At 48.4% G+C, this 23,970-nt stretch carries 21 protein-coding genes; 12 read left to right on the forward strand and 9 right to left on the reverse strand.

The features are described from left to right. Nucleotides 1–9: 9 nt before the first annotated feature. Nucleotides 10–2,595 (reverse strand): DNA mismatch repair protein MutS, encoded by a 2,586-nt coding sequence (gene mutS, locus QNM19_RS11935; protein ID WP_049864495.1) that lies wholly within the window; start codon nt 2,593–2,595, stop codon nt 10–12. 24 nt (nt 2,596–2,619) lie between these two features. On the opposite strand from mutS, the gene QNM19_RS11940 reads away from it, so the two are divergent. Together QNM19_RS11940 and recA are read left to right on the forward strand one after the other, a co-directional pair. Further along, the gene (locus QNM19_RS11940; RefSeq protein ID WP_049864496.1) at nt 2,620–3,111 is read left to right on the forward strand and encodes a CinA family protein; all 492 of its coding nucleotides are present in this window, start codon (nt 2,620–2,622) and stop codon (nt 3,109–3,111) included. Between the two features lie 65 nt (nt 3,112–3,176). After that, entirely contained in the window at nt 3,177–4,229 is a 1,053-nt protein-coding gene (gene recA / locus QNM19_RS11945) for a recombinase RecA (RefSeq protein WP_010383217.1), read from the forward strand. A 994-nt stretch (nt 4,230–5,223) separates the two neighbouring features. Here the strand turns inward: recA and QNM19_RS11950 are convergent. Together QNM19_RS11950 and QNM19_RS11955 are read right to left on the reverse strand one after the other, a co-directional pair. After that, a complete protein-coding gene (locus QNM19_RS11950) occupies nt 5,224–7,170 on the reverse strand; it encodes a hypothetical protein (RefSeq protein ID WP_049864497.1) in 1,947 nt (648 codons plus the stop codon). A gap of 243 nt (nt 7,171–7,413) precedes the next feature. After that, nucleotides 7,414–8,070 (reverse strand): Crp/Fnr family transcriptional regulator, encoded by a 657-nt coding sequence (locus QNM19_RS11955; protein WP_058797176.1) that lies wholly within the window; start codon nt 8,068–8,070, stop codon nt 7,414–7,416. A 309-nt stretch (nt 8,071–8,379) separates the two neighbouring features. Between QNM19_RS11955 and QNM19_RS11960 the strand changes: the two genes are divergently transcribed. Then, complete coding sequence (locus QNM19_RS11960) at nt 8,380–8,610, forward strand: YgjV family protein (RefSeq protein WP_049864498.1); 231 nt, start codon at nt 8,380–8,382, stop codon at nt 8,608–8,610. A gap of 57 nt (nt 8,611–8,667) precedes the next feature. On the opposite strand, the gene QNM19_RS11965 is transcribed toward QNM19_RS11960, so the two are convergent. Next, nucleotides 8,668–10,311: an amidohydrolase gene (locus QNM19_RS11965; protein ID WP_049864499.1), complete on the reverse strand. Its 1,644-nt coding sequence runs from the start codon at nt 10,309–10,311 to the stop codon at nt 8,668–8,670. 134 nt (nt 10,312–10,445) lie between these two features. Here QNM19_RS11965 and QNM19_RS11970 point away from each other — a divergent pair, with 134 nt between their 5' ends. Then, complete coding sequence (locus QNM19_RS11970; protein WP_049864500.1) at nt 10,446–10,946, forward strand: DUF1543 domain-containing protein; 501 nt, start codon at nt 10,446–10,448, stop codon at nt 10,944–10,946. A gap of 18 nt (nt 10,947–10,964) precedes the next feature. Here the strand turns inward: QNM19_RS11970 and QNM19_RS11975 are convergent, their stop codons facing one another. After that, nucleotides 10,965–11,195, reverse strand: coding sequence for a hypothetical protein (locus tag QNM19_RS11975; protein ID WP_049864507.1), 231 nt, complete (start codon nt 11,193–11,195; stop codon nt 10,965–10,967). Between the two features lie 152 nt (nt 11,196–11,347). Here QNM19_RS11975 and proB point away from each other — a divergent pair, with 152 nt between their 5' ends. The 4 genes from proB (at nt 11,348) to gltX (ending at nt 15,578) form a co-directional block, all read left to right on the forward strand. Next, nucleotides 11,348–12,472 (forward strand): glutamate 5-kinase, encoded by a 1,125-nt coding sequence (gene proB, locus QNM19_RS11980; protein ID WP_049864501.1) that lies wholly within the window; start codon nt 11,348–11,350, stop codon nt 12,470–12,472. A 128-nt stretch (nt 12,473–12,600) separates the two neighbouring features. Next, nucleotides 12,601–13,554 carry a GGDEF domain-containing protein gene (locus QNM19_RS11985; RefSeq protein ID WP_156202275.1) on the forward strand — a complete coding sequence of 318 codons (954 nt, stop codon included), beginning with the start codon at nt 12,601–12,603 and terminating at the stop codon, nt 13,552–13,554. A gap of 69 nt (nt 13,555–13,623) precedes the next feature. Further along, the gene (locus QNM19_RS11990) at nt 13,624–13,989 is read left to right on the forward strand and encodes a glutaredoxin family protein (RefSeq protein WP_010383201.1); all 366 of its coding nucleotides are present in this window, start codon (nt 13,624–13,626) and stop codon (nt 13,987–13,989) included. A gap of 101 nt (nt 13,990–14,090) precedes the next feature. Next, complete coding sequence (gene gltX / locus QNM19_RS11995) at nt 14,091–15,578, forward strand: glutamate--tRNA ligase (RefSeq protein WP_049864503.1); 1,488 nt, start codon at nt 14,091–14,093, stop codon at nt 15,576–15,578. 92 nt (nt 15,579–15,670) lie between these two features. On the opposite strand, the gene QNM19_RS12000 is transcribed toward gltX, so the two are convergent. The 3 genes from QNM19_RS12000 to QNM19_RS12010 all read right to left on the reverse strand — a co-directional run bounded on the left by QNM19_RS12000 (nt 15,671) and on the right by QNM19_RS12010 (nt 17,553). Beyond that, nucleotides 15,671–16,114: a MarR family winged helix-turn-helix transcriptional regulator gene (locus QNM19_RS12000; RefSeq protein ID WP_049864504.1), complete on the reverse strand. Its 444-nt coding sequence runs from the start codon at nt 16,112–16,114 to the stop codon at nt 15,671–15,673. A 1-nt stretch (nt 16,115) separates the two neighbouring features. Beyond that, a complete protein-coding gene (locus QNM19_RS12005) occupies nt 16,116–16,598 on the reverse strand; it encodes a glutathione peroxidase (protein WP_049864505.1) in 483 nt (160 codons plus the stop codon). An 85-nt stretch (nt 16,599–16,683) separates the two neighbouring features. Then, nucleotides 16,684–17,553 (reverse strand): LysR family transcriptional regulator, encoded by an 870-nt coding sequence (locus QNM19_RS12010; protein WP_049864506.1) that lies wholly within the window; start codon nt 17,551–17,553, stop codon nt 16,684–16,686. 152 nt (nt 17,554–17,705) lie between these two features. Here QNM19_RS12010 and QNM19_RS12015 point away from each other — a divergent pair, with 152 nt between their 5' ends. From QNM19_RS12015 to QNM19_RS12025, 3 genes are all read left to right on the forward strand, one after another. After that, on the forward strand, nt 17,706–18,860 hold the full coding sequence (locus QNM19_RS12015) for an iron-containing alcohol dehydrogenase (RefSeq protein WP_010383191.1): 1,155 nt from the start codon (nt 17,706–17,708) through the stop codon (nt 18,858–18,860). Nucleotides 18,861–18,989: 129 nt separating this feature from the next. Further along, nucleotides 18,990–19,634: a cytochrome b/b6 domain-containing protein gene (locus QNM19_RS12020; RefSeq protein WP_010383190.1), complete on the forward strand. Its 645-nt coding sequence runs from the start codon at nt 18,990–18,992 to the stop codon at nt 19,632–19,634. Nucleotides 19,635–19,769: 135 nt separating this feature from the next. Next, nucleotides 19,770–20,462: a DUF3581 family protein gene (locus tag QNM19_RS12025; RefSeq protein ID WP_010383189.1), complete on the forward strand. Its 693-nt coding sequence runs from the start codon at nt 19,770–19,772 to the stop codon at nt 20,460–20,462. A gap of 63 nt (nt 20,463–20,525) precedes the next feature. On the opposite strand, the gene QNM19_RS12030 is transcribed toward QNM19_RS12025, so the two are convergent. Further along, nucleotides 20,526–21,704 carry a DcaP family trimeric outer membrane transporter gene (locus QNM19_RS12030; protein ID WP_284026738.1) on the reverse strand — a complete coding sequence of 393 codons (1,179 nt, stop codon included), beginning with the start codon at nt 21,702–21,704 and terminating at the stop codon, nt 20,526–20,528. Nucleotides 21,705–22,027: 323 nt separating this feature from the next. Here QNM19_RS12030 and acs point away from each other — a divergent pair, with 323 nt between their 5' ends. Further along, entirely contained in the window at nt 22,028–23,965 is a 1,938-nt protein-coding gene (acs, locus tag QNM19_RS12035; protein ID WP_058797189.1) for an acetate--CoA ligase, read from the forward strand. The last annotated feature ends 5 nt before the right edge of the window (nt 23,966–23,970 follow it).

A 23,970-nucleotide genomic window follows, 5' to 3' on the forward strand; every position in this document is an offset into this window, starting at 1 on the left:
TTTTTATGTTTATAGGAGTGCTTTCAATTGATAGAGCAGGTCATGGGCAGCACGAGGCGACAGCTCGTCCGGGTCAAGCTCTGCAAGCATTTGTTCGACTTCAGACGGTTCACTGACCAAAGGCAGACTTTGTTGCATTTGGGAGGCCGGGGCTGTCTGCGGGCTTTCGACCACACTCTGGTGCTGCTCCAGCAATGCCAGCTTGCGCTTTGCCATGGCCAATACCGCTTTGGGTACTCCAGCGAGCCCGGCGACTTGTAAACCAAAGCTCTTGCTGGCAGCACCTTCCATCACAGTATGTTTAAAGGCGATGGTATCGTTGTGTTCAATGGCATCCAGGTGCACATTAACCAGGCCTGATTGTTGCTCTGCCAGCTCGGTCAGTTCGAAGTAGTGGGTGGCGAACAGGGTCTTGGCGGCAATTTTACCCGCCAGATAATCGGCAGTGGCATAAGCGAGAGATAAGCCATCATAGGTACTGGTACCTCGACCAATTTCGTCCATTAAGACTAGAGATTGGGCCGTCGCATTGTTGAGTATAGTGGCTGTTTCTGTCATTTCGACCATAAAGGTTGAGCGTCCGGAAGCCAGGTCGTCACTGGCACCAATCCGCGTAAAAATGCGATCGACTTTGCCTATTTGCGCAGCACTGGCGGGCACATAACTACCAATGTGTGCCATCAGCACTATCAAAGCTGTTTGGCGCATATAGGTCGATTTACCGCCCATATTAGGACCTGTGATGATCAACATTTTGCGATCAGCATTGAGGTGAACCGGGTTGGCAATAAAGGGCTCTTTGCTGACCTGCTCAACCACCGGGTGACGACCCGCTTCAATGTGGATCTCATCGCCATTACTCAGTTCAGGTTGACAGTAATCCAGCGTTTGTGCGCGTTCTGCCAGCGTATTGAGGACGTCAAGATCAGCCAGCGCTGCCGACATGGTTTGCAGCTGCTCGATGTAGGGCGCGATCAACGTGAAGAGCTCTTCGTACAGTTGTTTCTCGAGTGCCAGCGCCTTGCTTTGGCTACCCAGTACCTTGTCTTCGTGCTCTTTTAGCTCGGGAATGATATAGCGCTCATTGTTTTTCAGCGTCTGACGGCGAATATATTCGGGCGGTGCCAGATGTGAGTTGGCTTTGCTAATCTCAATATAGAAACCATGCACTTTGTTATAGCCAATTTTTAGTGTGCTGATCCCGGTGCGTTCACGCTCACGTTCTTCCAGTTGGTCCAGCACATCAGTTGCGCCCTCACTAAGGGCCCGCCATTCATCCAGCTCTGCATTGTAACCCGGCGCAATGACGCCGCCGTCGCGGATCAGCACTGGCGGATTATCAATGATGGCGCGTTCCAGTAAATCCTGGAGTTTTGGCAAAGTAGGAGACTGTGCACGGATCTGTTGTAGCCTGGGATCGCTGCTTTCTGCCAGCAGTTGATGTAATGGGGGAAGTGCCTGCAATGCATTGCGCAGTCGTGTCAAATCTCTGGGCCGGGCATTACATAACGCCAGGCGTGCGACCACACGTTCAATATCGCCGATCTGGCGCAGACCGTCATAGACCTCAATATTGAGCTGTGATTCGATTAAGCTGGCAATGGCATTGAGCCGCGCATTAAGCTCGTCACGGTTACGCACCGGTGTGTGAATACGGCGTTTTAGTAATCGAGAACCCATTGGTGTGGCGGTTTTATCCAGTACTTGTGCCAGGGTGTTCTCTATACTGCCTGACAGGTTGACGGTCAGTTCAAGGTTTTTACGCGTGGCGGCGTCCAGAATGACGGCGTGTTCGTTTTTTTCCAGGGTAATGGCACGGATATGAGGCAATGCGGTGCGCTGAGTGTCCTTAACGTATTGCATGACACAGCCAGCAGCGACCAATCCGGCCTTGGCGTCTGCGACGCCAAACCCTATCAGATCTTGTGTACCAAATTGCTGGCATAGCAAATGAGTAGCCGTATCCAGATCAAATTCCCAGTCCGGACGTCGTCTGGCGCCTTTTACTTGCTCAAGTACCAGCAAGTTGCTGAATGATTCGGGGTAGAGCAGCTCCGCCGGCTGCAATCTTTGCAGTGTTGAGGTGAGCGCTTCATCGGTGGCTAATTCGACGATGTTAAAGCGCCCCGAGTTAATGTCTAAATAGGCGACGCCGTAGTGTTGTTTTTCCTGCCATAAGGCGGCGAGTAGATTGTCCTGACGCTCTTGTAGCAGCGCTTCATCGGTCACTGTGCCTGGCGTGACGATGCGTACGACTTTACGTTCAACGGGTCCTTTACTGGTGGCCGGATCGCCGACCTGCTCACAGATAGCGACGGACTCGCCCATCTGAACGAGACGGGCCAGGTAATTCTCAACAGCGTGATAAGGGACGCCCGCCATTGGGATGGGCGCACCGCCTGCCTTACCCCGATGTGTCTGTGAAATGTCCAGTAACTGCGCGGCGCGAATGGCGTCATCAAAGAACAGCTCATAGAAATCACCCATACGATAAAACAGCAGAATATCAGGGTGTTGTGCTTTGATCCTAAGATACTGCTGCATCATAGGGGTTTGTTGTTTTATAGTATGTTCGGAATAAAGATCTAACGACATTACTTATACCTAAAGGAAATGAGTATGGAGCTTCATACTGAGATAGCCAGCCTGGCGGCACAATTGGGGGCTATTCTAACCAATAACGAGCTGACAATCACTACCGCAGAATCATGTACTGGGGGTGGGATCAGCTATGCGCTGACCGATACGCCCGGGTCATCGGCGTATATTGAACGTTGCTTTGTCACATATAGCAATGAGGCAAAATCCCAATTGCTGGGGGTGACGCCAAACACACTGGCTGAGTTTGGCGCGGTTAGCCAGCAGACGGTCCAGGAAATGGTGCAAGGGGCGGCGAATGCTGCCCGGGCCGACGTTGCCATTGCAGTATCTGGTATTGCCGGACCTGGAGGCGGATCATTAGAGAAACCGGTTGGTACTGTGTGGTTTGGCTTCTATTTACAGGATAAAGTACTGTGTGAAGTCTGTCACTTTACTGGGAATAGAGCTGAAGTTAGAGTTCAAGCCATTGAATTTTCAATAAGAAAAATAATTTCTCTGCTAAATGGTTAAATTAAGCTTGATACTGTAATTCCATACAGTATACTTGTCGTCAATACGCTAGATTGGAGAAGCAAATGAACGATAACAAACAAAAAGCGCTCGACGCTGCATTGTCTCAAATTGAGAGACAATTTGGTAAAGGCTCTATCATGAAGCTGGGCGATAGCCAGGCATTGGATATTGAAGCCGTTTCTACAGGCTCATTGGGGCTGGATATTGCTTTGGGTATCGGTGGCTTGCCAACTGGTCGTATTGTTGAAATTTATGGGCCTGAATCATCGGGTAAAACAACCCTGACGTTGCAAGCCATTGCAGAAGCGCAAAAACAAGGTAAAACGTGTGCCTTCGTTGACGCCGAGCATGCATTAGACCCAGTCTATGCAGAAAAGCTCGGTGTGAATGTCAATGACCTGCTGGTCTCTCAGCCAGATACGGGTGAGCAGGCGCTTGAGATCTGTGACATGCTGGTACGTTCAGGTGCCGTAGATGTGGTGGTCGTTGACTCCGTAGCAGCACTGACACCGAAAGCGGAAATTGAAGGTGAAATGGGTGATACTCACGTTGGTTTGCAGGCGCGTTTGATGTCTCAGGCATTGCGTAAGCTGACAGCCAACATTAAGCGTTCAAACACGCTGTGTATTTTCATTAACCAGATCCGTATGAAGATTGGTGTGATGTTCGGTAACCCGGAAACCACAACGGGTGGTAATGCGCTTAAGTTCTACGCGTCAGTGCGTTTGGATATCCGTCGAATTGGCTCCGTTAAAGAGGGTGATGAGGTTATCGGTAACGAAACCCGCGTAAAGGTTGTTAAGAACAAAGTTGCGCCGCCATTTAAGCAAGCTGAATTTATCATCATGTATGGTGAAGGAACGTCGAAGCAGGGCGAACTTATCGACCTGGGTGTGAAGCACAAACTGGTTGATAAAGCCGGTGCTTGGTTTAGCTACAATGGCAATAAGATTGGCCAGGGTAAAGCAAACTCAATTAAGTTCCTGAAAGAAAACACCGCCATTGCTGATGAAATTGAAGGCAAGCTGCGTGAAATGCTATTGCTTCAGGCAACCATTAAGCCTGAAGAAGGCGAAGATCAAGGTCTGGCAGATGTAAAAGACCTGGAACTATAACGACTACTAGCGTAGCGGAGCACTCAGCAGTTCATATGGGTGCTCCTTTTGTTTATGTGAAACATGACACGTTTACCTAATTGTCTGTTTTAATAGTACTTACTATAGCACTTTTCCAATAATACTCTCTTTTTCACCTCTTTTAGTACTCACGGTTATGTTCAGGCGCATTGTATAGTTCTGAGTCCACCTCTGTCAGTCTTATACCATTGTCCATTTGTTATATGCTGCTTTCAGAGTAATCCTTCTGTATTGGCTGAGGCGGTATTTTGTCATGTCGACAGTTCGTGGCGCTATATCTTTAAGACACCAGATAAGCGCATGATGGGCCGTTTGTCGAAATGATGGATGTGATACCAGTCCGCATCAATATACAACCAATTGGAGAGATTAGGTCAGCCGATAACTGTGCTAAAAACTTCTCTTTTAACATCTTTACCTGAGGATGCGTTCGCAGATTTTCGGCTCGTCTATATGGGTATAGGTACCTCGGTGATAGTAGGAGTCGTGAGCTGTGTGCTCGCCGAGATTTACCCGTCTCAAGATTGGCTACTTAATTATGAGGGTTGGTACTACATGGTTTAGATTTACATGTTAAACAGGGGAGTTGCTTGCTGTTTGAATTAAGAAAACAGCACGGCTCATATGGCATAAAGACAGCGATACATGCTTAGTATCAGATGAAGTTGGGCTCGACAGGTTGTGTATTTAACTGGCTAGGCTTAAGCAGGTAAGAGGCACAGAAAGAAAGATCGCAATAAATGTGACGCATCGATTCGATATTAAAATAGCTTAATGTGGCCTCTGATGGCCCCAATTCCGGCGATAATAATGTGAGAGGCTTGTGTATATGAGCTGCAATCGTGTTTGGTTGGCTCATAAAATAACTGGCGTAACTCTTAATAATTAATAAAACGCACAACGATGGTCTTGTCTTGCTCAGAAAATAAAAAAGCCGCGTAAAACGCGGCTTTAATTCAGTTTACTTTAGTGATTAGTTACCACCAGTACCTGTTACAGGCTGGTCAGTGATAGTACACGTTACTGGAATATCAAGCGTTGCAGCTGTTGCGTTAGCAGCAATGTCTTGAGTAAACCAAGTGTTGTTGTTCGGATCTTTAAAGCGTACAGAGTAAGCTGTATCGCCTTCTTCCAACGTTACGTCAAACGCACCTGAAGGGTAGAATGTCTTAACGAAGCGGTTTTCACGGAATAACTGAACAACAGTTGGTGTAGAAACTGGTGTTGCAGGAATATCTGCGTCAGCGTTGTTAGTACATACAAACTGCGGAGTCAGTGACTTCGTGATCTCTGTAGATGCAGAAGTAGTTAGTTTCAAAGTACCATTGTTCAGGTCACATAGGTTAGCGAAAGTAACACCTGTCGCTTGACCATCCGCTGCACCACCAACTACGTTGCCGTCGCCGTCAACTGCATTGTCCAGAATGTTCACGCCGTCTTTCATCATCTTCAGTTTAACTTCAAATGATGGTGGGTTTCTGAATGTGCCTTTAGTCAGGTCAGAACGGTTGTATGCACCGATAAGTAGACGGTAGCTGTTCGCTTCAACCAATACGTCTGCGTATTCCTGGCTTGGTTGGTCGTTTGCATCAACAATGTTGAAGTTAACACGACGGTTATCACACTTCTCTGCATCCAGGATATAAGTGAAGAAATCCAGGTTCCAGTAAGATAGGTGATCTACCTCAACAACAACGTTGTGAGTTGCTGCGTTTTCATCCGCATCTGCAGTAACTACGCCGTAGCTTTCAAAAGACCATTCGCCTTGGTCTTCGTTATAGCTCCATACTGGGAAGATATCGCCTACAGCGATTGTACGAGGCTCAGGGTTGGTTTTACATACGCCGTTTTCAAACAGACCAGTCTCACCATCTTCCGCAGCTGCTGCAACAGTGCCTTCACCGTCGAATACCTGTGGACAAGGGTTGCTGGTCGCTTTGTCTACTTTCATAGCAACCTGAATTGAGTTGCCTTCACCAAATTTTGAAACTTTGTTGCCTTCTTCATCAACCATTTCAATGGCAACAAAACCACCAGTTGAGAAAGCACCGTCAATGTTAGTTGTTTCGTTTTGCGCAACTGTCAGAGCAAGGCCACCAGGGAATGCATCGATAGCAGATTCAGTAGCTGCGACTGCGTCTGTCTCGTTAGCGTTACGCTGTGCTTCGTTCGCGAAGTAAGCCACAGTCAGAGTAGGTGCTGAAGTCAGAGGCTGGTCATCTGCATCCAAGAATTGCGTACCATTCTTAACGGTTACAGTTACACCACCTGCTGCTTTGTCTTCGTTCTTAGCTGCGTCTAGGTTCTTTTCAAGTGTTAGCTCGTCAGCACCTTCAATCGCTAAACCAGCTTCAGCTGTGTATGTAGCTGTTACACCTTCACCTGCAAGCTCGCCGATTGCGGATGAAGTTGCAATGATTGGTACCGCGCCGTCCGCTTGCTCAAGTGTGCGAGGAGTTAGGCGTACTAGCTCAGCAACGTCAGCGGCTGCCTGAGTAAGTTCAACAGTGCCTGAATTTGACAAGAAGCCTTCTGCTGTTACAACGAAGTCGAATGTAACACCTGCTTCAGGTACTTCAGCAACAGTAAAGCCGAAAGAGCTTGCTTGAGAAGATGTATCACCTTCACCAAGCGCTGCACCAGCTGTATTCAAGATACCTGTTGAGCCATCTGGGAAAGAAATAGTTGCAGTAACAGTATCCGCCAGTGGGTTACCTTGCGTGTCAGCTACAACGATAGTGAATGAGCCAGCTTGTTTTTCAACAACCTGATCTGTAGGAGGAGTAACAACCTTTTGAGTTGGCTCCGGTGGCGGCTGGATATCAACGTTATTGTCATTGTCGCTAAAACAGCCTGCTAAACTAACTGTAACGCCCAGTGCCAGGGCAAGTTTTGTTAGTTTGAATTGTTTGTTTCCCATGATTTTTACCTTTTCCTTTAAATCCAAGTAAACTGAGAGTAGTCACTAATGCTCTGCAGATGTAAGTGAGCCTTGCCCCGCACGCAAATTAGTGTTTAGAGGATAAGCCCACATTAATTTTTCGTCAAGTGAACTGCTCGATCTTTATCCAAAATTTCACATAAAATAATAACCTACTGATGTACTTTTAGGTTATCGCGCCACTTCTGTTAATAATCCAATATTTAGAAGCATTATAAGTAATTAAATTTGTGCAAATGCATCGATAAATGCCTGTAATTTAGCCATGTCTACAGGCTTTAGTCCCTCAGATGTTCTCACTATTAACCCTTTTTCAACAAGTTCACTGACGACTCGGCGATAAGCGCGCTCTGTGGTTGCAAAACGCTCGGCTTCTGCGCTAACGGTAGAGTATGCTCGCAGTAATGCAGGGTGATTGTTCTCGGCTCTGAGCAAACAGTCTTTGGCGATGTTATAGCTTAATGGCAGCAATAGCTTGTCGAGGTTTATTTTTTGGTTTTCTGTAAACTTTGCTGCAATTGTTTGTGCGGTGTATAAACTCAACTCGGGTTGCGCGAGCAACAGCTGTCGCCAATGTTTCAGCTCGATTAGGTTATATTGCACGTTATTAAGGCAGGTAACTGTGTAAATACATGGCTGATTATTCAATGCTTCAATTTCACCTATTAAGGTATTGTTGCAGTCCAGCTGGCCTAAAAGCAGGCGACGACCATTACCCACATCATAACTAAAAGACACTGTACCACTTCTCACCAAGATCAGCTTTGTGAGTGGTTCATCCTGATGAATGAGCACTTCTTTTTTTGTGTGCTGAAAACTATTACCAGCGAAGCTGAGCAGTTGTTCCACCAAGGTGGTTGAAAAATGATATTGAAACATCTGGATGGCTCTTCGGACAATTGTCCTATTTATTAGTTTGTTATGAAGATAGCATGTGTGTCATCGGTTTCATGCTAACTCACCCGATTGAGAGGCTAAATGCTTTTCACCCCGTTCCCGTGTTAGAGCTTATTTCAGGTCCTAATTTCTATGGGGTTTAGTGAGTTAGCCTTTTTATTCAATGTCGCTTGCATGACGACAGTATGCTGTATGCAAGCCAACGCCAATTAGACAAGTTGCTATTATCCTGCATTCTGAGTCTTGGTGTCTACACTGAATAATGCTAACTCAACTGCGAGGAGAGAACAAATGACTTGGGAACTTTTAGGTTACGTTGCGTCTGCTTTTTTAGTCGTCTCTCTTATGATGTCCAACGTGGTCAAGTTGCGTTGGTTCAATCTCGCAGGGTGTATTTGCTTTACCATCTATGGGGTGATGATCACCGCCTGGCCCGTTGCATTAACGAATGGGTTATTGGCGCTTGTGAATATTTATCACCTGGCAAAGCTACATCGTTCAGATAACGACGCTTCCTCTTAAAAGCATCTATATATAAGCGGCAAGTCGCGCCGCTCATGGTTGCTGCCTGTTACAGGCTTAATCGTGTGAGTAACGCAGCTGACCTGCAATCCAAGTCTGTTTGACCTGGATGTCTCTGATCTCCTGTTCTGGCACTTTAAAGTAATCTTTATCCAACAAAATAAAGTCAGCCCACTTGCCTTGCTCCAGACTACCCAGTTTAAACTCCTGAAAAGCGGCGTAGGCTGCATCTAACGTAAACGCTTGTAGGGCCTGTGTTCGAGTGAGCCGTTCATGGTTGCGCCATCCCTGCTGTGGGTGATGCTGTGCGTTCATGCGCGTGATTGCCGCGTGTAAGCCATGAAACGGGTTGGCCAACTCTACCGGGAAATCTGATCCTGCTGCCACTTTACTGCCCTGCTGCAAAAAGGTTTGCCAGGCATAGGCCCCTTTGAGCTGCTCATCGGTTAGTCTTTGTTCAGCCATGTGCATATCCGAGGTAGCATGTACGGGTTGCATTGAGGGAATGATATCCAGGGTCTTAAATCTCGGGATGTCATCCGGTTCAACAATTTGTGCATGCTCTATTCGGTTTCTTAACAATTTACCACCGATGGTTTTAAAGACGCTTTCATAGCTGTCCAGCACCAGCCGGTTAGCACGGTCGCCAATGGCATGCGTATGCGCACTAAAGCCATGTTTTACAGCCAGCGCTATCAATTGTTCAAGGTGCTGCGGCTGTTCAAGCATCAGGCCTCGGTAGCCCTGGCGGTCTTTGTAATCTTTCAGCAATGCAGCTCCGCGGCTACCCAATGCACCGTCCGCGTATATTTTAACACTACGAATAGACAGCATATCGCGCTTATCTTTGTACACTCCCGCTTTTAACATACTGTCCAGCTGAGGGTCTGCGGCGCTGAGCATGGCATATATACGCAGCGGTAAGGTCTGGCTTTGTGAGCGGCTTTGGTAAAGTTTCCAGGTTTGTTTATCGATACCTGCATCATGCGCGCTGGTTATACCCAGGCTGAGTAAATGCTCACCGGCTTTGTTTAAAGCCTGATTAAGGTGCGCTGTGGATGTGGGGGGGATGTGCTTTTTTACAAGGTTCTCTGCTTTGTCGATAAAAATACCAGTTGGATTCCCGGATGTGTGACGAAGGATCTCGCCGCCAGCAGGAGAGGCCGTTTGTGCATCAATGCCTGCCAATGACATTGCCATACTATTAACCCAGATGGCATGGCCATCAACTCGCGTCAGTACCACTGGACGGTCTTTGACAAATTTGTCCAGATCCGCAGCAGTCGGAAAGCGATTAGGCGTCCAGCGTGTTTGATCCCAGCCACGGCCGAGGATCCAGCCTTTGGGATTTTGGGCGCTAAATACCTTAAGTTGCTGACCTACCTGCTCTACTGAGTTGGCTTCACGAATATCGAGTCGGGATAGGTTATTGCCCAGGCCAATGATATGGCCATGTGCGTCAACTAGTCCTGGTAGTAAGGTCATTCCCTGCCCATCAAATTTACTGGCTTTTGGATATTGGGCTGCAAGTTGTTTGTTACCTATCCGGACGACTTTGCCATCCTTGATCACTAAGGTCGCAAAGGTCTTTATGTCGCCGCTGCGGGTGGGTGTATAACCGTTGACATTGTGTATCAGTGTAAACTGAGCCATGCTGATCCCACTGTACAAAGTCAGGGCCAGACAAATAAACCGGATCATGGCGGGTGTTTCCTTGTGTTATTTTATTTGTTTAGCAACCAATACCGCATTTTGTCTTAAAAAGACATCGAACTGAGACGGAAAAACGACTGTGGTAACATAAACTGATATTTGTTCTTTTTATAGGGTCAATGATGCAGTTATTTATGGTTTATTTGGGCGGCCGTTTGAGTGGTTGTCACATTGAAATGCATGACATTCGTTTTGTGGTTGGTACACGTATTGAAGACACATTTGGTGCGCTAAAGCAGCAATGGGTTGGTGACAGAGACAAAGTACACATGGACAGCTATGTTGCGCTCAGGCATGTCGACGGATATCAGATAGACCTGGTCAGTGAGCCACCCCTTCAACAGCCCAATTTATATTTTGTGAATCTGGGTGGTTATCGCCATGATAGTCTGGCTGAGCAGCATGCATTTGGCTTGTTTGTCGCCCCAACAGCACAAGCAGCCAAAGCCCGTGCGCTCAACACATTACTACCTGATACCGAATTGCGCCATAAAGATGATCTGTATGCTGTGGATGACTGTATGGTGTTGGATCTTATCGATGGCAAGCACTATGTTCAGCTGACGCCCAGCGGTCAGTCCCAGCCCATAGTCCCGCAGTGGTTTGGTTACCATAAGTTGTGATGGTGCCGCTGCCCCGGTTTATTCTTCTTTATCTGCTTTAATGGCGATCCTGATTGCAATAATGACAATCGCAAACATTAAAAAAGGCAGCGCTGCTAAGGCATATTCTGCAATATGACTGTCCTGATAGTTGGGCTGCAAAATAAAGTGGCCACCAATACACAAAGCGATACTTACAAAGAGTAAAGGTAACATTTTCAGTTCTTTATTTGGTTTGCTCATGATCCCAGCCTGTTCATTACTTTTCATCACAGGCTTTTTAAACGAGTTGGCTCGACAACGCAAGTTAATGCGGGGGTTTCTTTGATCCAACTCCTTTTTTGCAGTGCCATTTTTTTGCACTCCTCTTCGTGATATAACAAAGCTCAATGCCTGTCATTTATACAGTGAAGGAATGAGGAATGAAGAAAAGTAAGGTTATCGTGATTAAGTTGGGGACCAGTGTGCTTACTGCCGGTACAGATAAGCTCAATAAGCCACGTATGATCGATATTGTCACTCAGTGTATGGCACTCAAACAACAGGGGTATTTACCCGTATTGGTGTCCAGTGGCGCTGTGGCTGCAGGCAGAGATGCAGTCGCGCACAGTGTTGGCGTTTCGATAGCAGAAAAACAAATGCTGGCGGCCATTGGACAGGGTCAATTGATCCATTTATGGCAGTCTCTATTTGCGCTATTTGATCAGCCTGTGGCACAGCTACTGCTCACACGCGCAGATGTAGAAGATCGGGAGCGCTACCTTAATGCCCGCGATACCATTACGCAGTTGCTGAAACATCAGGTGATCCCCATTGTCAATGAGAACGATGCTGTTGCCACATCCGAAATAAAAGTAGGTGATAATGACAACTTATCTGCGCTGGTGGCGATTCTGGCCAACGCCGATAAGCTTATGTTGCTGACCGATCAACCTGGCCTGTTCACGGCGGATCCCCGCAGCAATCCCAAGGCCACGCTCATCTCTGAGGTCGAGTTTATTGATCAGTCATTGATGGCGCTGGCGGGTGGGGCGGGCAGTAAGCTAGGCACAGGCGGCATGTATACAAAACTCGAGGCCGCACGCACAGCACAGCGGGCCGGGATCGAGACCATCATTGCCAAAGGGGCAGAACCTCAGGTGATTGAACAGGTGATGGCGGGTACTGCACAAAGCACCACATTTGTGCGCTTTGGTGCACCGCTTGAGGGACGTAAAAAATGGCTCATGTCAGGCCCTAAATCAACGGGGTATGTGCAATGTGACCCCGGTGCGGTGGCTGCCATCGCGCATCAGGGGGCAAGTTTGTTGGCGAAGGGTATTGTGGCTATCGGTGGCGAGTTTGCACGGGGCGATGTGATTGAAGTACGTGACCTTGACAATCAATTGCTTGCCAAGGGACTAGTCGCTTTTGATCATCAGGAAATGGACCAAATCAAACGTCTGCATAGCAGTGAAATCCCCCTGGTTTTGGGTTATCCGGCGTCTAATGTGGTGGTGCATCGTGACGATCTGGTGTTGCTGGATATCTACGCCGGCTCACTCTAAGTTTTAGCCTTTGCTGCCTGGCTGAGTCAGTAATTCGCGGGCTCAGGTCAGGCCTGTTTTGCAGGTAGGATTGAAAGCTGGTAAATAAGCGCTAATCTTTAGGGTGGGTCTGAATACCGGGCAATTACGTGACTACCTCCACTTGCGGACACGAATACACCATTAGCTTGTTAGAGCTGAAAGAAGAGCGGGCATTGTATCAGCAGTTTTGCGACATTCTGCAGTCGCTACTGCCAGAACAACCCTTGAGTTTTTTTATACGCCCTAGTTTGTCTAACAAAGAAGCGTTAAAGCTAATTTACCAGCAACATGTCAGCGAGCCCTTGGCACTGCACGAGATGCTCGAGAAAGCCCAACTGTGTATGAGCAAACCTGTGCTCATCAGTAAATCCTACACCTGTATGCCGTTGCGGCTTGACGATCAGGTGATTGGCTTGCTGTGGATTTATGCGGTGTTAACTCCGGCTAATTGCAATCTGACTGCACATCTGATGAATGTGTTTTTTCATCAGTTGCATACTCTGGCGCTGGCTCGTATTGACCCTTTATCTCAATTACTCAACCGCCAGACCTTTGATGAGAAAGTTCTCGAAATCGCGTCAGGCCAGGGCTTTTTGCAACCCCGTGATGAACCGGATCCGCGTCGCTGGTACCTGGCCTTGTTCGACATAGACCATTTCAAGCGCGTCAATGACTCCTTTGGGCATGTGATAGGAGATGAAGTGATTTTATTGACCGCTCAGCACCTGAAAGAGAATTTCCGGGCCGAGGACTATGTGTTTCGCTACGGAGGAGAAGAATTCGCAATCTTGTTTCAGGCGCACAATGATAGCGAAGCCCAGTCTTTGTTAGATCGCGTACGCGGTGTGATTCGTTCTGTGACGTTTCCTCAGGTGGGGCAGGTGACCCTGAGTGTTGGCTTTACGGATGTGACGGACGTGATGCAAGTGTCCGAGCTGGTTAATCAGGCCGATATGGCGTTGTATCACGCCAAACAACATGGCCGGGATCGGGTCGTTTTTTATGGCACGCTGGAGGGCGTCTCTTTGCAGGTTACGACCTCAGATATTGAACTTTTTTAAGTCATTCGGTGCCAATTTTCCAGCAATTCTGTGGTATTCTACGCGCCACTAGAAATCTGGAGTATGACAATGAAATTAATCCGTATGCTGCTTGGCAGCCTGATTTTACTGTTTGATTTTATCTTTACCCCGCGCAGTAAAAAGCGCCCGGCAGAGGCGCAAGCCAAGTTGGATGCGCAAACCGCCAAACTGAAACTGTACCAATTCAAAGGGTGTCCGTTCTGCGTTAAGGTACGTCGTGCCGCCAAGCGGGAAGGCCTGAAACTGGAAACCCGTGATGCTAAGAACAATCAGGCATATCGTCAGGAGCTGCAAGAGCAGGGTGGCAGAATCAAAGTGCCTTGTTTGAGGATTGAAGAGCAGAACCAGGTAACCTGGCTGTATGAATCGAACGACATTGTTGATTATTTACAAAAGCTTGAGCAAGCCGCTTAATCACGACATTCGGCAAACTGGCTGTCAGCGGTTTGCCCGTACAAGGGGCTATGCTAGCATTAGTCCCATGACCTCATTAGACACAATTTAAGAGAAAAAACATGACTATCCGCACGCGTGTTGCACCGTCACCGACGGGCGACCCCCACTTAGGCACAGCCTATATTGCGTTATTCAACTACTGTTTTGCCAAGCAGCAAGGTGGTGAATTTGTTCTGCGTATCGAAGATACCGATCAGCAAAGAAGCACCCCGGAGTCAGAGCAAGCAATTATGGACAGCCTACGCTGGCTTGGCCTGGAGTGGGATCACGGACCGGATGTCGGCGGTGACTTTGGTCCTTACCGTCAGTCTGAGCGCAGTGACTTATATAAAAAATATGCCCATCAGCTGGTGGAAGAAGGCAAGGCCTTTTATTGTTTTGCGACGGCTGAAGAACTTGACGAAATGCGCGAACAGCAAATGGCTGAGGGTTTGCGTCCTAAGTATGATGGCCGTGGTCTGAAACTAACTCAGGAAGAAATTCAGGCAAACCTGGATGCGGGCAAACCTTATGTGATCCGTATGATGATCCCAGAAGAGGGCAGCTTTAAATTTAACGACTACCTGCGTGGTGAAATTGAGATCCCGTGGGAAAATGTCGACATGCAGGTACTACTGAAAGCGGATGGCTTTCCAACCTACTTCCTGGCCAACGTGGTTGATGACCACCATATGCAGATCAGCCATATCTTCCGTGGTGAAGAGTGGATCAACTCAGCGCCTAAACTGCTAAAGCTGTATGAAGACTTTGGCTGGCAAGCGCCGGTTCTTGGCCACCTGCCATTACTACGTAACCCGGATAAGTCGAAGTTGTCGAAGCGTAAGAACCCGACTTCTATTAACTACTATAAAGAAATGGGTTACCTGCCAGAAGCGGTCCTGAACTATCTGGGCCGTATGGGCTGGTCTATGCCTGATGAGCGTGAGAAGTTTACACTGGCTGAGATGATTGAACACTTCGACATGAAGCGCGTGTCTTTGGGTGGTCCGGTGTTTGATATCGACAAGCTGAGCTGGCTAAATGGCCTGTGGATCCGTGAAGATCTTAGCGATGAACAGCTGATTGAACGCTTTGTTGACTGGAAGCTCAATGGTCAGATGCTGGCACGTGTGCTGCCAGAAGCGAAAACCCGTATTAATACTTTGTCTGATTTGGTTGGTCTGGCAGGTCACTTTGTTGGTGGGATCCCTGAGTATGATCCGGCATTGTTAACTGCGGGTAAAGCAGAAGAAGAGACCGTGCGTCAGGCACTGCAGTTCTTTATCTGGGAACTGGACAAGCTGCGTCAGTGGAACAAGAGTGAAGTTTTCGCCGTGGCTAAGTCTGTTGCGACCTTCCACGAGTTGAAGATCAAAGATTTCCTTGAGCCAATCTTTGTTGCCATTACCGGTAAAACCTCGTCGACCTCTGTGGTGGATGCTATGGAGATCCTGGGATCTGACCTGTCTCGTGCGCGCTTACGGGTGGCATTGAATCATCTGGGTGTGTCTAAGAAGCAAGCGAAGAAGCTGGAAAAAGCATACCGTGAATACCCAAGCATAGGGTAACGGCGAGCAACTTACATTATGCCCTCAAGATTGACGGTATAATGAAACGGGTTGGAATAGAAGGCTGAACTGAGGTTCAGCCTTTTTCATGGCTAATCAGCATCTAACTGACTCGTTAAAAAGCCATCCAGGAGTATCTTGAGTTGTTGCAGATCTGCCAGTGGCATTTTGGTTTGTGCCAGCATTTGTTGGGGAATGCAGCTACAGTCAGCCTCCAGTGCTTTGCCTTTTTCTGTGAGGTAAATATGGCACTGGCGCTCATCACGTTCTGAGCGCTCCCGCGTGACTAATGCTTGCTGAGCCAGCCGTTTAAGCAGTGGCGTAAGTGTGTTGCTATTGAGTTGCGCGCGCTTGCCAATTTCTCCCACCAGTAACCCATCCTGCTGCCAGAGGATCATCAGTACAATATATTGCGGATACGTCAGGCCGCGCGCCTTCAACAGCGGTTGATAAAGCCGGGTGACCTGCCGCGATGCGGCATACAGGCTAAAACACAGTTGATTGTCCAGACGTAGTTCCGAGGGCTGCTCTTTCATTTTATGCGCTTAATGCTTTTTCAATGTCTTTGCTTATTTTCTCAGGTTTTGTTGTTGGCGCATAGCGTGCTAATGGCTGGCCATCTTTACCCAGCAGGAATTTAGTAAAGTTCCACTTAATTTTATTACCAAACAGGCCGGGCAGAGCGTCCTTGAGATAAGCATAAAGCGGGTGTGCCTGCGCACCATTCACGTCGATTTTTTCCATCATCTGAAAATCCACGCCATAGTTAATCAGGCAGCCTTGCTGTATCTCGGTGGCACTGCCGGGCTCCTGCTGGCCAAACTGGTTACAGGGAAAGCCAATGATGCTCAGGCCCTGCGAGCCGTATTGCTCATGCAGCGCCTGAAGTCCCTCATATTGTGGGGTCAATCCGCACTGGCTGGCAGTATTAACAACCAGCACGACTCGGCCTTGCAGGCTGCTAAACTCAAACGGTTGCCCTTGCAGCGTATTTGCACTGAACTCATATAGTTTTGTCATTTTAAATCTCTCAAGATTATATCGTGTGCGATATAATTTAGAGTAACAGACCACATAGATCAAGTTTTATTCAGTCAAAGCGTGTCTATGTGGACTGAAACCGCTCTAAGAGAAAGTCGATGAGCAGGCGCACGCGATAGGGCATGAGATCTTTACGCGGATAAACCAGCCAGGAGGCGTTGTCGGTGACCTGAAACTCATCCAGCAGGCTGATCAGTGCGCCTGAGGCGAGATGCGGCTCGACAATGTCGCGTGCCAGATGAGAGATCCCCAGTCCTTGCAGGCAGGCCTGTAACAGGGCATGTGGGTGATTCGTCCGCCAGTTGCCGTTGATTTTGACTTCTTCAATCTCGCCATCAATGATAAAGCGCCATCGATTATTTGCAGCCAGCAGGCAATTATGCTGAGCCAGCGCATGGGGGTGTGTGGGGGCTGGGTGAGCATCAAGGTAACGAGGGCTGGCAGCCAGGGTCATTGGTCGGGGTGTCAGCTTGCGGGCGATGAGACTGGAGTCACGCATGCGGCCAAAGCGGATCGCCAGATCAAAGCCATCTTCAACCAGATCAACGTTGCGGTTGTTGAAATCAATCTCAACCGTCACTTCCGGATACTGAAGGCAAAACTCGGCAATCACTGGCGCAACCGTATTGGCGACAAAATCCCCGGCACCGGTAATGCGAATGTGTCCTTTCGGTATTTGCTGACCACCCAGCAGCTGATCATTGGCTTCGCTGAGCTCTTGCTGGATCAGTTTGAGTTTGGCTGCGTAATGCTTACCTGCGTCGGTCAAGTTAATGCTGCGTGTGGTACGTTGCAGCAGCAAAGTGCCCAGCCGCTGCTCCAGTTGTTGGATCTGGCGGCTCACATGTGAAGTTGATACATCCAGTGCCTGTGCGGCTTTACTGAAGCTGCCATGCTCAACAACCGCGAGAAAGATATCCAGCCCTTGCCACATTTTTATTTCTCCAGTGCAAGTAAGAATAATATGATATTGGTATTGTTGCAGTATGGCAAAATTAATTTGCCAGTGAACTAATGATCATGGCAGTCTGTCAGGCTAGACTGAGAGTCGTTTTATATCGAGTCACAAACTAACAGGAACAAAGCATGCTGAATTTCAGTTTTCATAACCCAACGCAGATCCTCTTTGGAGAAGGTCAGATTGCCGCTATGTCGGACAGTATTCCTGCTGACGCGAAAGTGTTGGTCATCTATGGTGGTGGCAGCATTAAAAGCAATGGCATATACCAGCAAGTAAGTGATGCGCTGGCCAATCATCACTGGGGCGAGTTCAGTGGTATTGAGCCAAACCCCAGCTATCAGACCTGTATGCAGGCGGTTGAGGTCATTCGTCAACAAGGATATACCTATTTGCTCGCCGTTGGCGGTGGCTCGGTCATTGATGGCAGTAAGTTTATTGCGGCGGCGGCTGAGTTTAATGGTGAGCCCTGGGACATTCTGGCCAAAGGGGCGCAAATCGAATCGGCACTGGATCTGGGCGTCGTGCTGACCTTACCTGCAACCGGCTCTGAGTCGAACAGCTTCAGTGTGGTCTCAAACAAGGAAACCAACGACAAACTGCCGTTTGCCTCACCGCAAGTACAGCCCAAGTTCGCGGTGCTGGACCCTACAGTTATGAGCTCCCTGCCTGAGCGTCAGTTGATCAATGGTGTGGTCGACCCGTTTGTACATGTGATGGAACAGTATCTGACTTACCCCATTGATGCGAAAGTACAAGACCGTTTTGCAGAAGGCCTGTTGCTGACTTTAATGGAAGACGGCCCGAAACTCTTCTCTGATGAGGTGGACTATAAAGTCCGCGCCAATGTGATGTGGTCAGCGACCATGGCTTTGAATGGGCTGATTGGCTCAGGGGTACCGCATGACTGGGCAACTCACATGATTGGCCATGAATTAACAGCCGTTTATGGATTGGACCATGCTCAGACTCTGGCCATTGTTTTACCACGTGTAATGCATGAACAACGTGACAGTAAACAAGGCAAATTGCTGCAATACGCAGAGCGTGTGTTAGGGCTGGATATCAGTGACGAAACACAGGCGATTGATCAGGCGATTGAGAAAACCGAAGCCTTCTTCCAGTCGTTGGGCATGAAAACGCGTCTCAGTGATTATGGTGTCGGTGAAGAGGCGGTGGATAAAATCGTCGCTCAGCTGGAGCGTCATGGCATGGTTGCACTGGGAGAGCATCAGCAGGTTGACCTGAGCAAATCACGCGCCATTGTGGCTGCGTGTCTGTAACCTCAAAATCTCCCATATTAATCTCACTGTTCGGGGCGATGAGCGCAAATCTTCGCCCTGAATTCACGTATTTTTCCCGGCTGTGATACCCTTCGGAGGTTGTAACCAATATCACGCGGGGTAAATAGCATGGCAACTAAAGTTTGGGACGGATTCATACGTGGCTTTCACTGGCTACTGGTCATTGGCATTGCGGTGCTGTATTTCAGTGGCGAAGAAGGCTGGCTGGAAATCCACTTTGTAACGGGCTATTTGTTACTGGCTCTGATGGCGACGCGTTTGATTTGGGGCCTGATCGGAAGCCAGACGGCAAAACTCAGCAGCTTATTCCACTCTCCAAAAGCCGTTCTTGCTTCGTTAAAATCTTCAGCCCCGTTTGTTGGTCATAATCCGGCAGGCAGCCTCATGGTACTGGCATTTTTTGTGTTGATCATAGTGCAGTTGATCTCGGGGTTGTTCACTACCGACGATATTTTGGTTGAAGGGCCACTGGTTTCATATGTGCCTTATAGTTGGGCAGAGTTGGCGGGTGATATTCATCATACCAATATCGACATTTTGCTGATTGCCATTGCCGTACATATTAGTGCGATTGTGCTCTATCGTCTGAGAGGCAAAAATCTCGTTAAGCCGCTGCTCACCGGTAAGACAACTGAGCCAGTCGCATCAGCGCCGGCGATGCGTAGTGGTTTGCTGGCATATGGCATTTTTGTTGTACTCAGTGTGGTGTTGTTGCTGACGTGGGGGTATGAACCCCTTATGGCTTTATTTTGATTTTGTTAACTTGTTGCAATTACTAAACTTTTAACAGATAAAAACGTCTTTTTAAGGAAACTTAAACAGATATGACCTCTGTGGGTCATAATTCTGCTAACATAGTGCGGTTTTAACGCAATACAGAAGTGAATTATGCTAACTCCTTATTACCAGCAAGAAATGGATAGCGTGGCAATTAGCCGCGAGCAGGCCAGTCAGTTCGCTAAACAAGTGGCGGATGACTTTAACCCTTTGCACGATGTGGATGCTAAAAAATTCTGTGTACCGGGTGATCTGCTCTTCTCACTAGTCCTGGAACGCTACGGTGTGAGTGAGAATATGCATTTTGATTTTGTCGGCATGGTGGATGAAACCAGTCGTCTGCAGTTTCCACCGCTGAGTGATGCTTTTGATATCACCTCAGAAGACAAGGTCATGCTGTCGGTGAAACGCAGTGGTGAAATCAAACAATGTGACAGCCTGACTAGCAGCCTGATCCGTAACTACGTCGAGTTCTCTGGGACGACTTTCCCGCATGTGATTATTCCATTGATGGGCAAGCAAGACGTGATGATCAACCCGGCGCGCCCTATGGTGATCTACGAATCAATGTCGATTCACCTGGATAAACTGGACATTGAGTCGGTGACTCTTGAACCGGCGGAGCCTGAGTTCTCTTTTGAAGGGAAACGCGGCAAAATCGTTCTGCGATTTAATCTGTTCCACGGTGATGAGCAGGTCGGTCAGGGTGAAAAGCACATGGTGGTTGCGGGCGTACGAGAGTATTGTCAGGAAGCAGTCGATAAGCTGATTGAGTATTACAACGAGCGAAAAGCAACCTTGTAAGTACTGCACACACAGTTTAAAAATAAAAAGCCCGCATCATGCGGGCTTTTTGTTGCGGGAGTTCTAAAAAACATACTTTACGGAGAACTGGAGGCGGTCCAGATCGCCTTCTGCGCCACTTTCAGTTTCACGTGTCGCGACTTTATATTCTGCGCCAAAGGTCAGCTTTTTAACTGGTGAGTAGAGAATATTCGCACTATAGCTGGTGGTCGACTCTGTGGGTTCTATGGTGATACCAAGCAGATCTTTGTCATTATCCGCAGACAAGAAAGAATACAGGAAGGTTGAACGCCACTGTGGGTTCCAGTAATGCTGGTAGGCGATAAATCCGGAGGTCGAATCAATCGCATGCAGGTCTTTGCCATCATAGACTGCACCATGCGCTGCATTGAGGCCCACATAACGACCCAGGCCCTGGCCTTGTGTCAGCATAAATTTAAGGTTGTTCTTACCAAAGTTGACACGACCAGACGCGCTGATCCCGAACGAGGTCTCACTTTCATCAGCCGTGGCGACTTTGTAGGTCAGCTCGCGACCTAAGGCGGCAACCACCAGATGTCCCCAGTCTGCTTTATAGGTATATCGCGCGGTAAAATCAGGCATACTGGCGTCGTCGGTCACCACCCGGGCGCCACCTTCAGAGGTAATGGTACTTTCCGGGTTTTCCGCAGAAAAAGACCAGTTGCCAATAGTGTACTTGGCCATGGCCTGGCGAACGAACACGGTGCCATCAGCCGGGCCGACAAAGTCCAGGGTTTCCGGCAGGGCGCTAACATTTTGGAAGTTAGACCAGGCCTGGCCAAACAACCAGCCTTTATAGGTTACATAAGCCTGGCGGATCCGCGGTGAGTAAGAGTTAGTCACTCGTTCGTTGCCGCCGGTTGAGGCGATAAAATCCAGCTCAATTTTAGTTTTAATACTGCTGCCATCATCTAGTTTTGTATCTGTAGACAGGTTGAAGCGCGACTGACGGGCATGCATATCAAATACCGCATCTTTCGGTTCGCCGCCACTAACAGGGGTGGTACCAGGCACATAGAAATCCCGGCCAATATGCTGTGAGCCTAAACTGCCATCGGAAAAGTCACTCCAGATAGCATCCAGCTTAATGTATCCACCATATTTTACTTCAGTACTGCCCAGCTCAGCCGCATTGGCACTGGCTGTGAGCAGGCCGCCAAGTAACGCGGTTTGCACGGCCAGGGCACTAAGCGTTAAGTTATTTTTCTTTGCTGTTGTCATAGTTGAATTCCTGTATACATTGCTCCGGATTGCGCAGACAAATCCGGGGTGAGGTCAGCGAATGTGCTTCGTGTTCTTCAATGTTGTTGATGACGGCTTTTTACTCAATTAACCTTTGGTCTATACGACTAAGGTGGGATGCCAGCGGAAAACGACTCTGCATTGTATATCTTGCGCCTGTCGTACATCTGCAGAAGTGCCCGGTTTGTCTACTATGTTTGCAATACAGGTGCAAGTACAACTAAGGTCTAATACTTAATATAAAAAGAGTGGGCGATCCTTGGTGCATCGCCGTCTGGCCAAAAATCAACATGGAGATGACTATGTCACAGAGCATTTATCCGGTTCCTGAAGCCATCAGGAACGCAGCGCTGGTAGATAACGATCAATATACAAAGCTATACCAAGAATCCATTGACGATCCTCAGGCGTTTTGGGCGGAGCATGGTAAGCGCCTTGACTGGTTTACCCCTTACAGCAAAGTAAAGAATACGTCGTTCGACAAAGGCCATATCAGTATCAAATGGTATGAGGATGGCGTGCTGAATGCTTCCTACAACTGTATTGACCGTCATTTGAAAGACAATGCCGACAAAGTCGCACTGATCTGGGAAGGCGATGACCCAACGCAAAGTGAGCACATCACCTTCCAGCAACTGCACGACGAAGTGGCAAAACTGGCCAATGGCCTGAAGAAGTTGGGTGTACAAAAAGGCGACCGTGTTGCCATCTATATGCCCATGACGCCACAGGCAATTTACGCCATGCAGGCATGTGCCCGTATCGGTGCTATTCATTCGGTTGTGTTCGGTGGCTTCTCACCTTCGGCGATTGCAGATCGGATCAAAGATTCGGGTGCAAAAGTGGTGATCACGTCAGATGAAGGCCGTCGTGGTGGCAATTGTGTGCCGCTTAAGGCGAATGTAGACGAAGCGGTCAGTCAGGACGGTGTTAGTATTGAACATGTGGTTGTGCATCAGCTCACCGGTGGTGAAGTGGAATGGCAAGCGCACGATGTCTGGTGGCATGAGTTGGTGGCTGATGTCGCCAGTGAGTGTGAGCCAGAGCCAATGAACGCGGAAGATCCTTTGTTTATCCTTTATACCTCTGGTTCAACCGGCCAGCCAAAAGGGGTAGTGCATACGACGGGTGGTTATCTGGTTTATTCATCCATGACACACGAGTATGTGTTTGATGTTAAAGCCGACGATGTTTACTGGTGTACTGCCGATGTAGGTTGGATCACCGGCCACAGCTATATGGCTTATGGCCCGCTAGTAAATGGCTGCACTCAGGTGATTTTTGAAGGTGTCCCGACTTATCCAAGTTCAGGACGTATTGGTGAAGTTGTGGATAAGCACAATGTCACCATCCTGTATACGGCACCGACTGCTATCCGTGCCTTAATGGCGAAAGGCGATGAGCCAATTGCCAGCTCAAAACGCACCAGTTTGCGTATTATGGGATCTGTGGGTGAGCCAATTAACCCGGAAGCCTGGAGTTGGTACTACGAGAAGATTGGTAACAGCCAGTGTCCTATCGTGGATACCTGGTGGCAGACTGAAACCGGTGGCATCATGATCACGCCGCTGCCAGGCGCCACGGATATGAAACCGGGTTCGGCGACCCGTCCATTCTTTGGTATTGCGCCAGCTTTGTTCGATGCAGAAGGCAACACACTGCAAGGTGCGACGGAAGGGAACCTGGTGATCCTGGACAGCTGGCCTTCGCAGGCACGTACTGTGTATGGTGATCATGAACGTTTCGAACAAACTTACTTCTCGGCCTACCCGGGTGTGTATTTCACAGGCGATGGCTGTCGTCGCGATGAAGATGGCTATTACTGGATCACCGGTCGTGTGGATGATGTACTCAATGTGTCGGGTCACCGTCTGGGCACCGCTGAGATTGAAAGTGCCCTGGTTGCACACGAAGCAGTCGCAGAAGCGGCAGTTGTGGGTTATCCCCATGACATTAAGGGCCAGGGGATTTATGTGTACGTGACGCCAAACGAAGGGGTTGCTGTCACAGACGAGTTGACCAAGGAAGTACGTAACTGGGTGCGTAAAGAGCTCAGCCCGATTGCATCACCAGATATGATCCAATGGTCACCGGGTTTGCCTAAAACGCGTTCTGGTAAGATCATGCGTCGTATTCTGCGTAAGATTGCTGCCAATGAATATCAACAATTGGGTGATACTTCGACTTTGGCCGACCCGAGTGTGGTCGATGAATTGATCGAAAACAGACTAAACCGTTAATTGAG

It is taken from the genome of Pseudoalteromonas ardens, assembly GCF_030125445.1.
GTDB lineage: Bacteria > Pseudomonadota > Gammaproteobacteria > Enterobacterales > Alteromonadaceae > Pseudoalteromonas > Pseudoalteromonas ardens.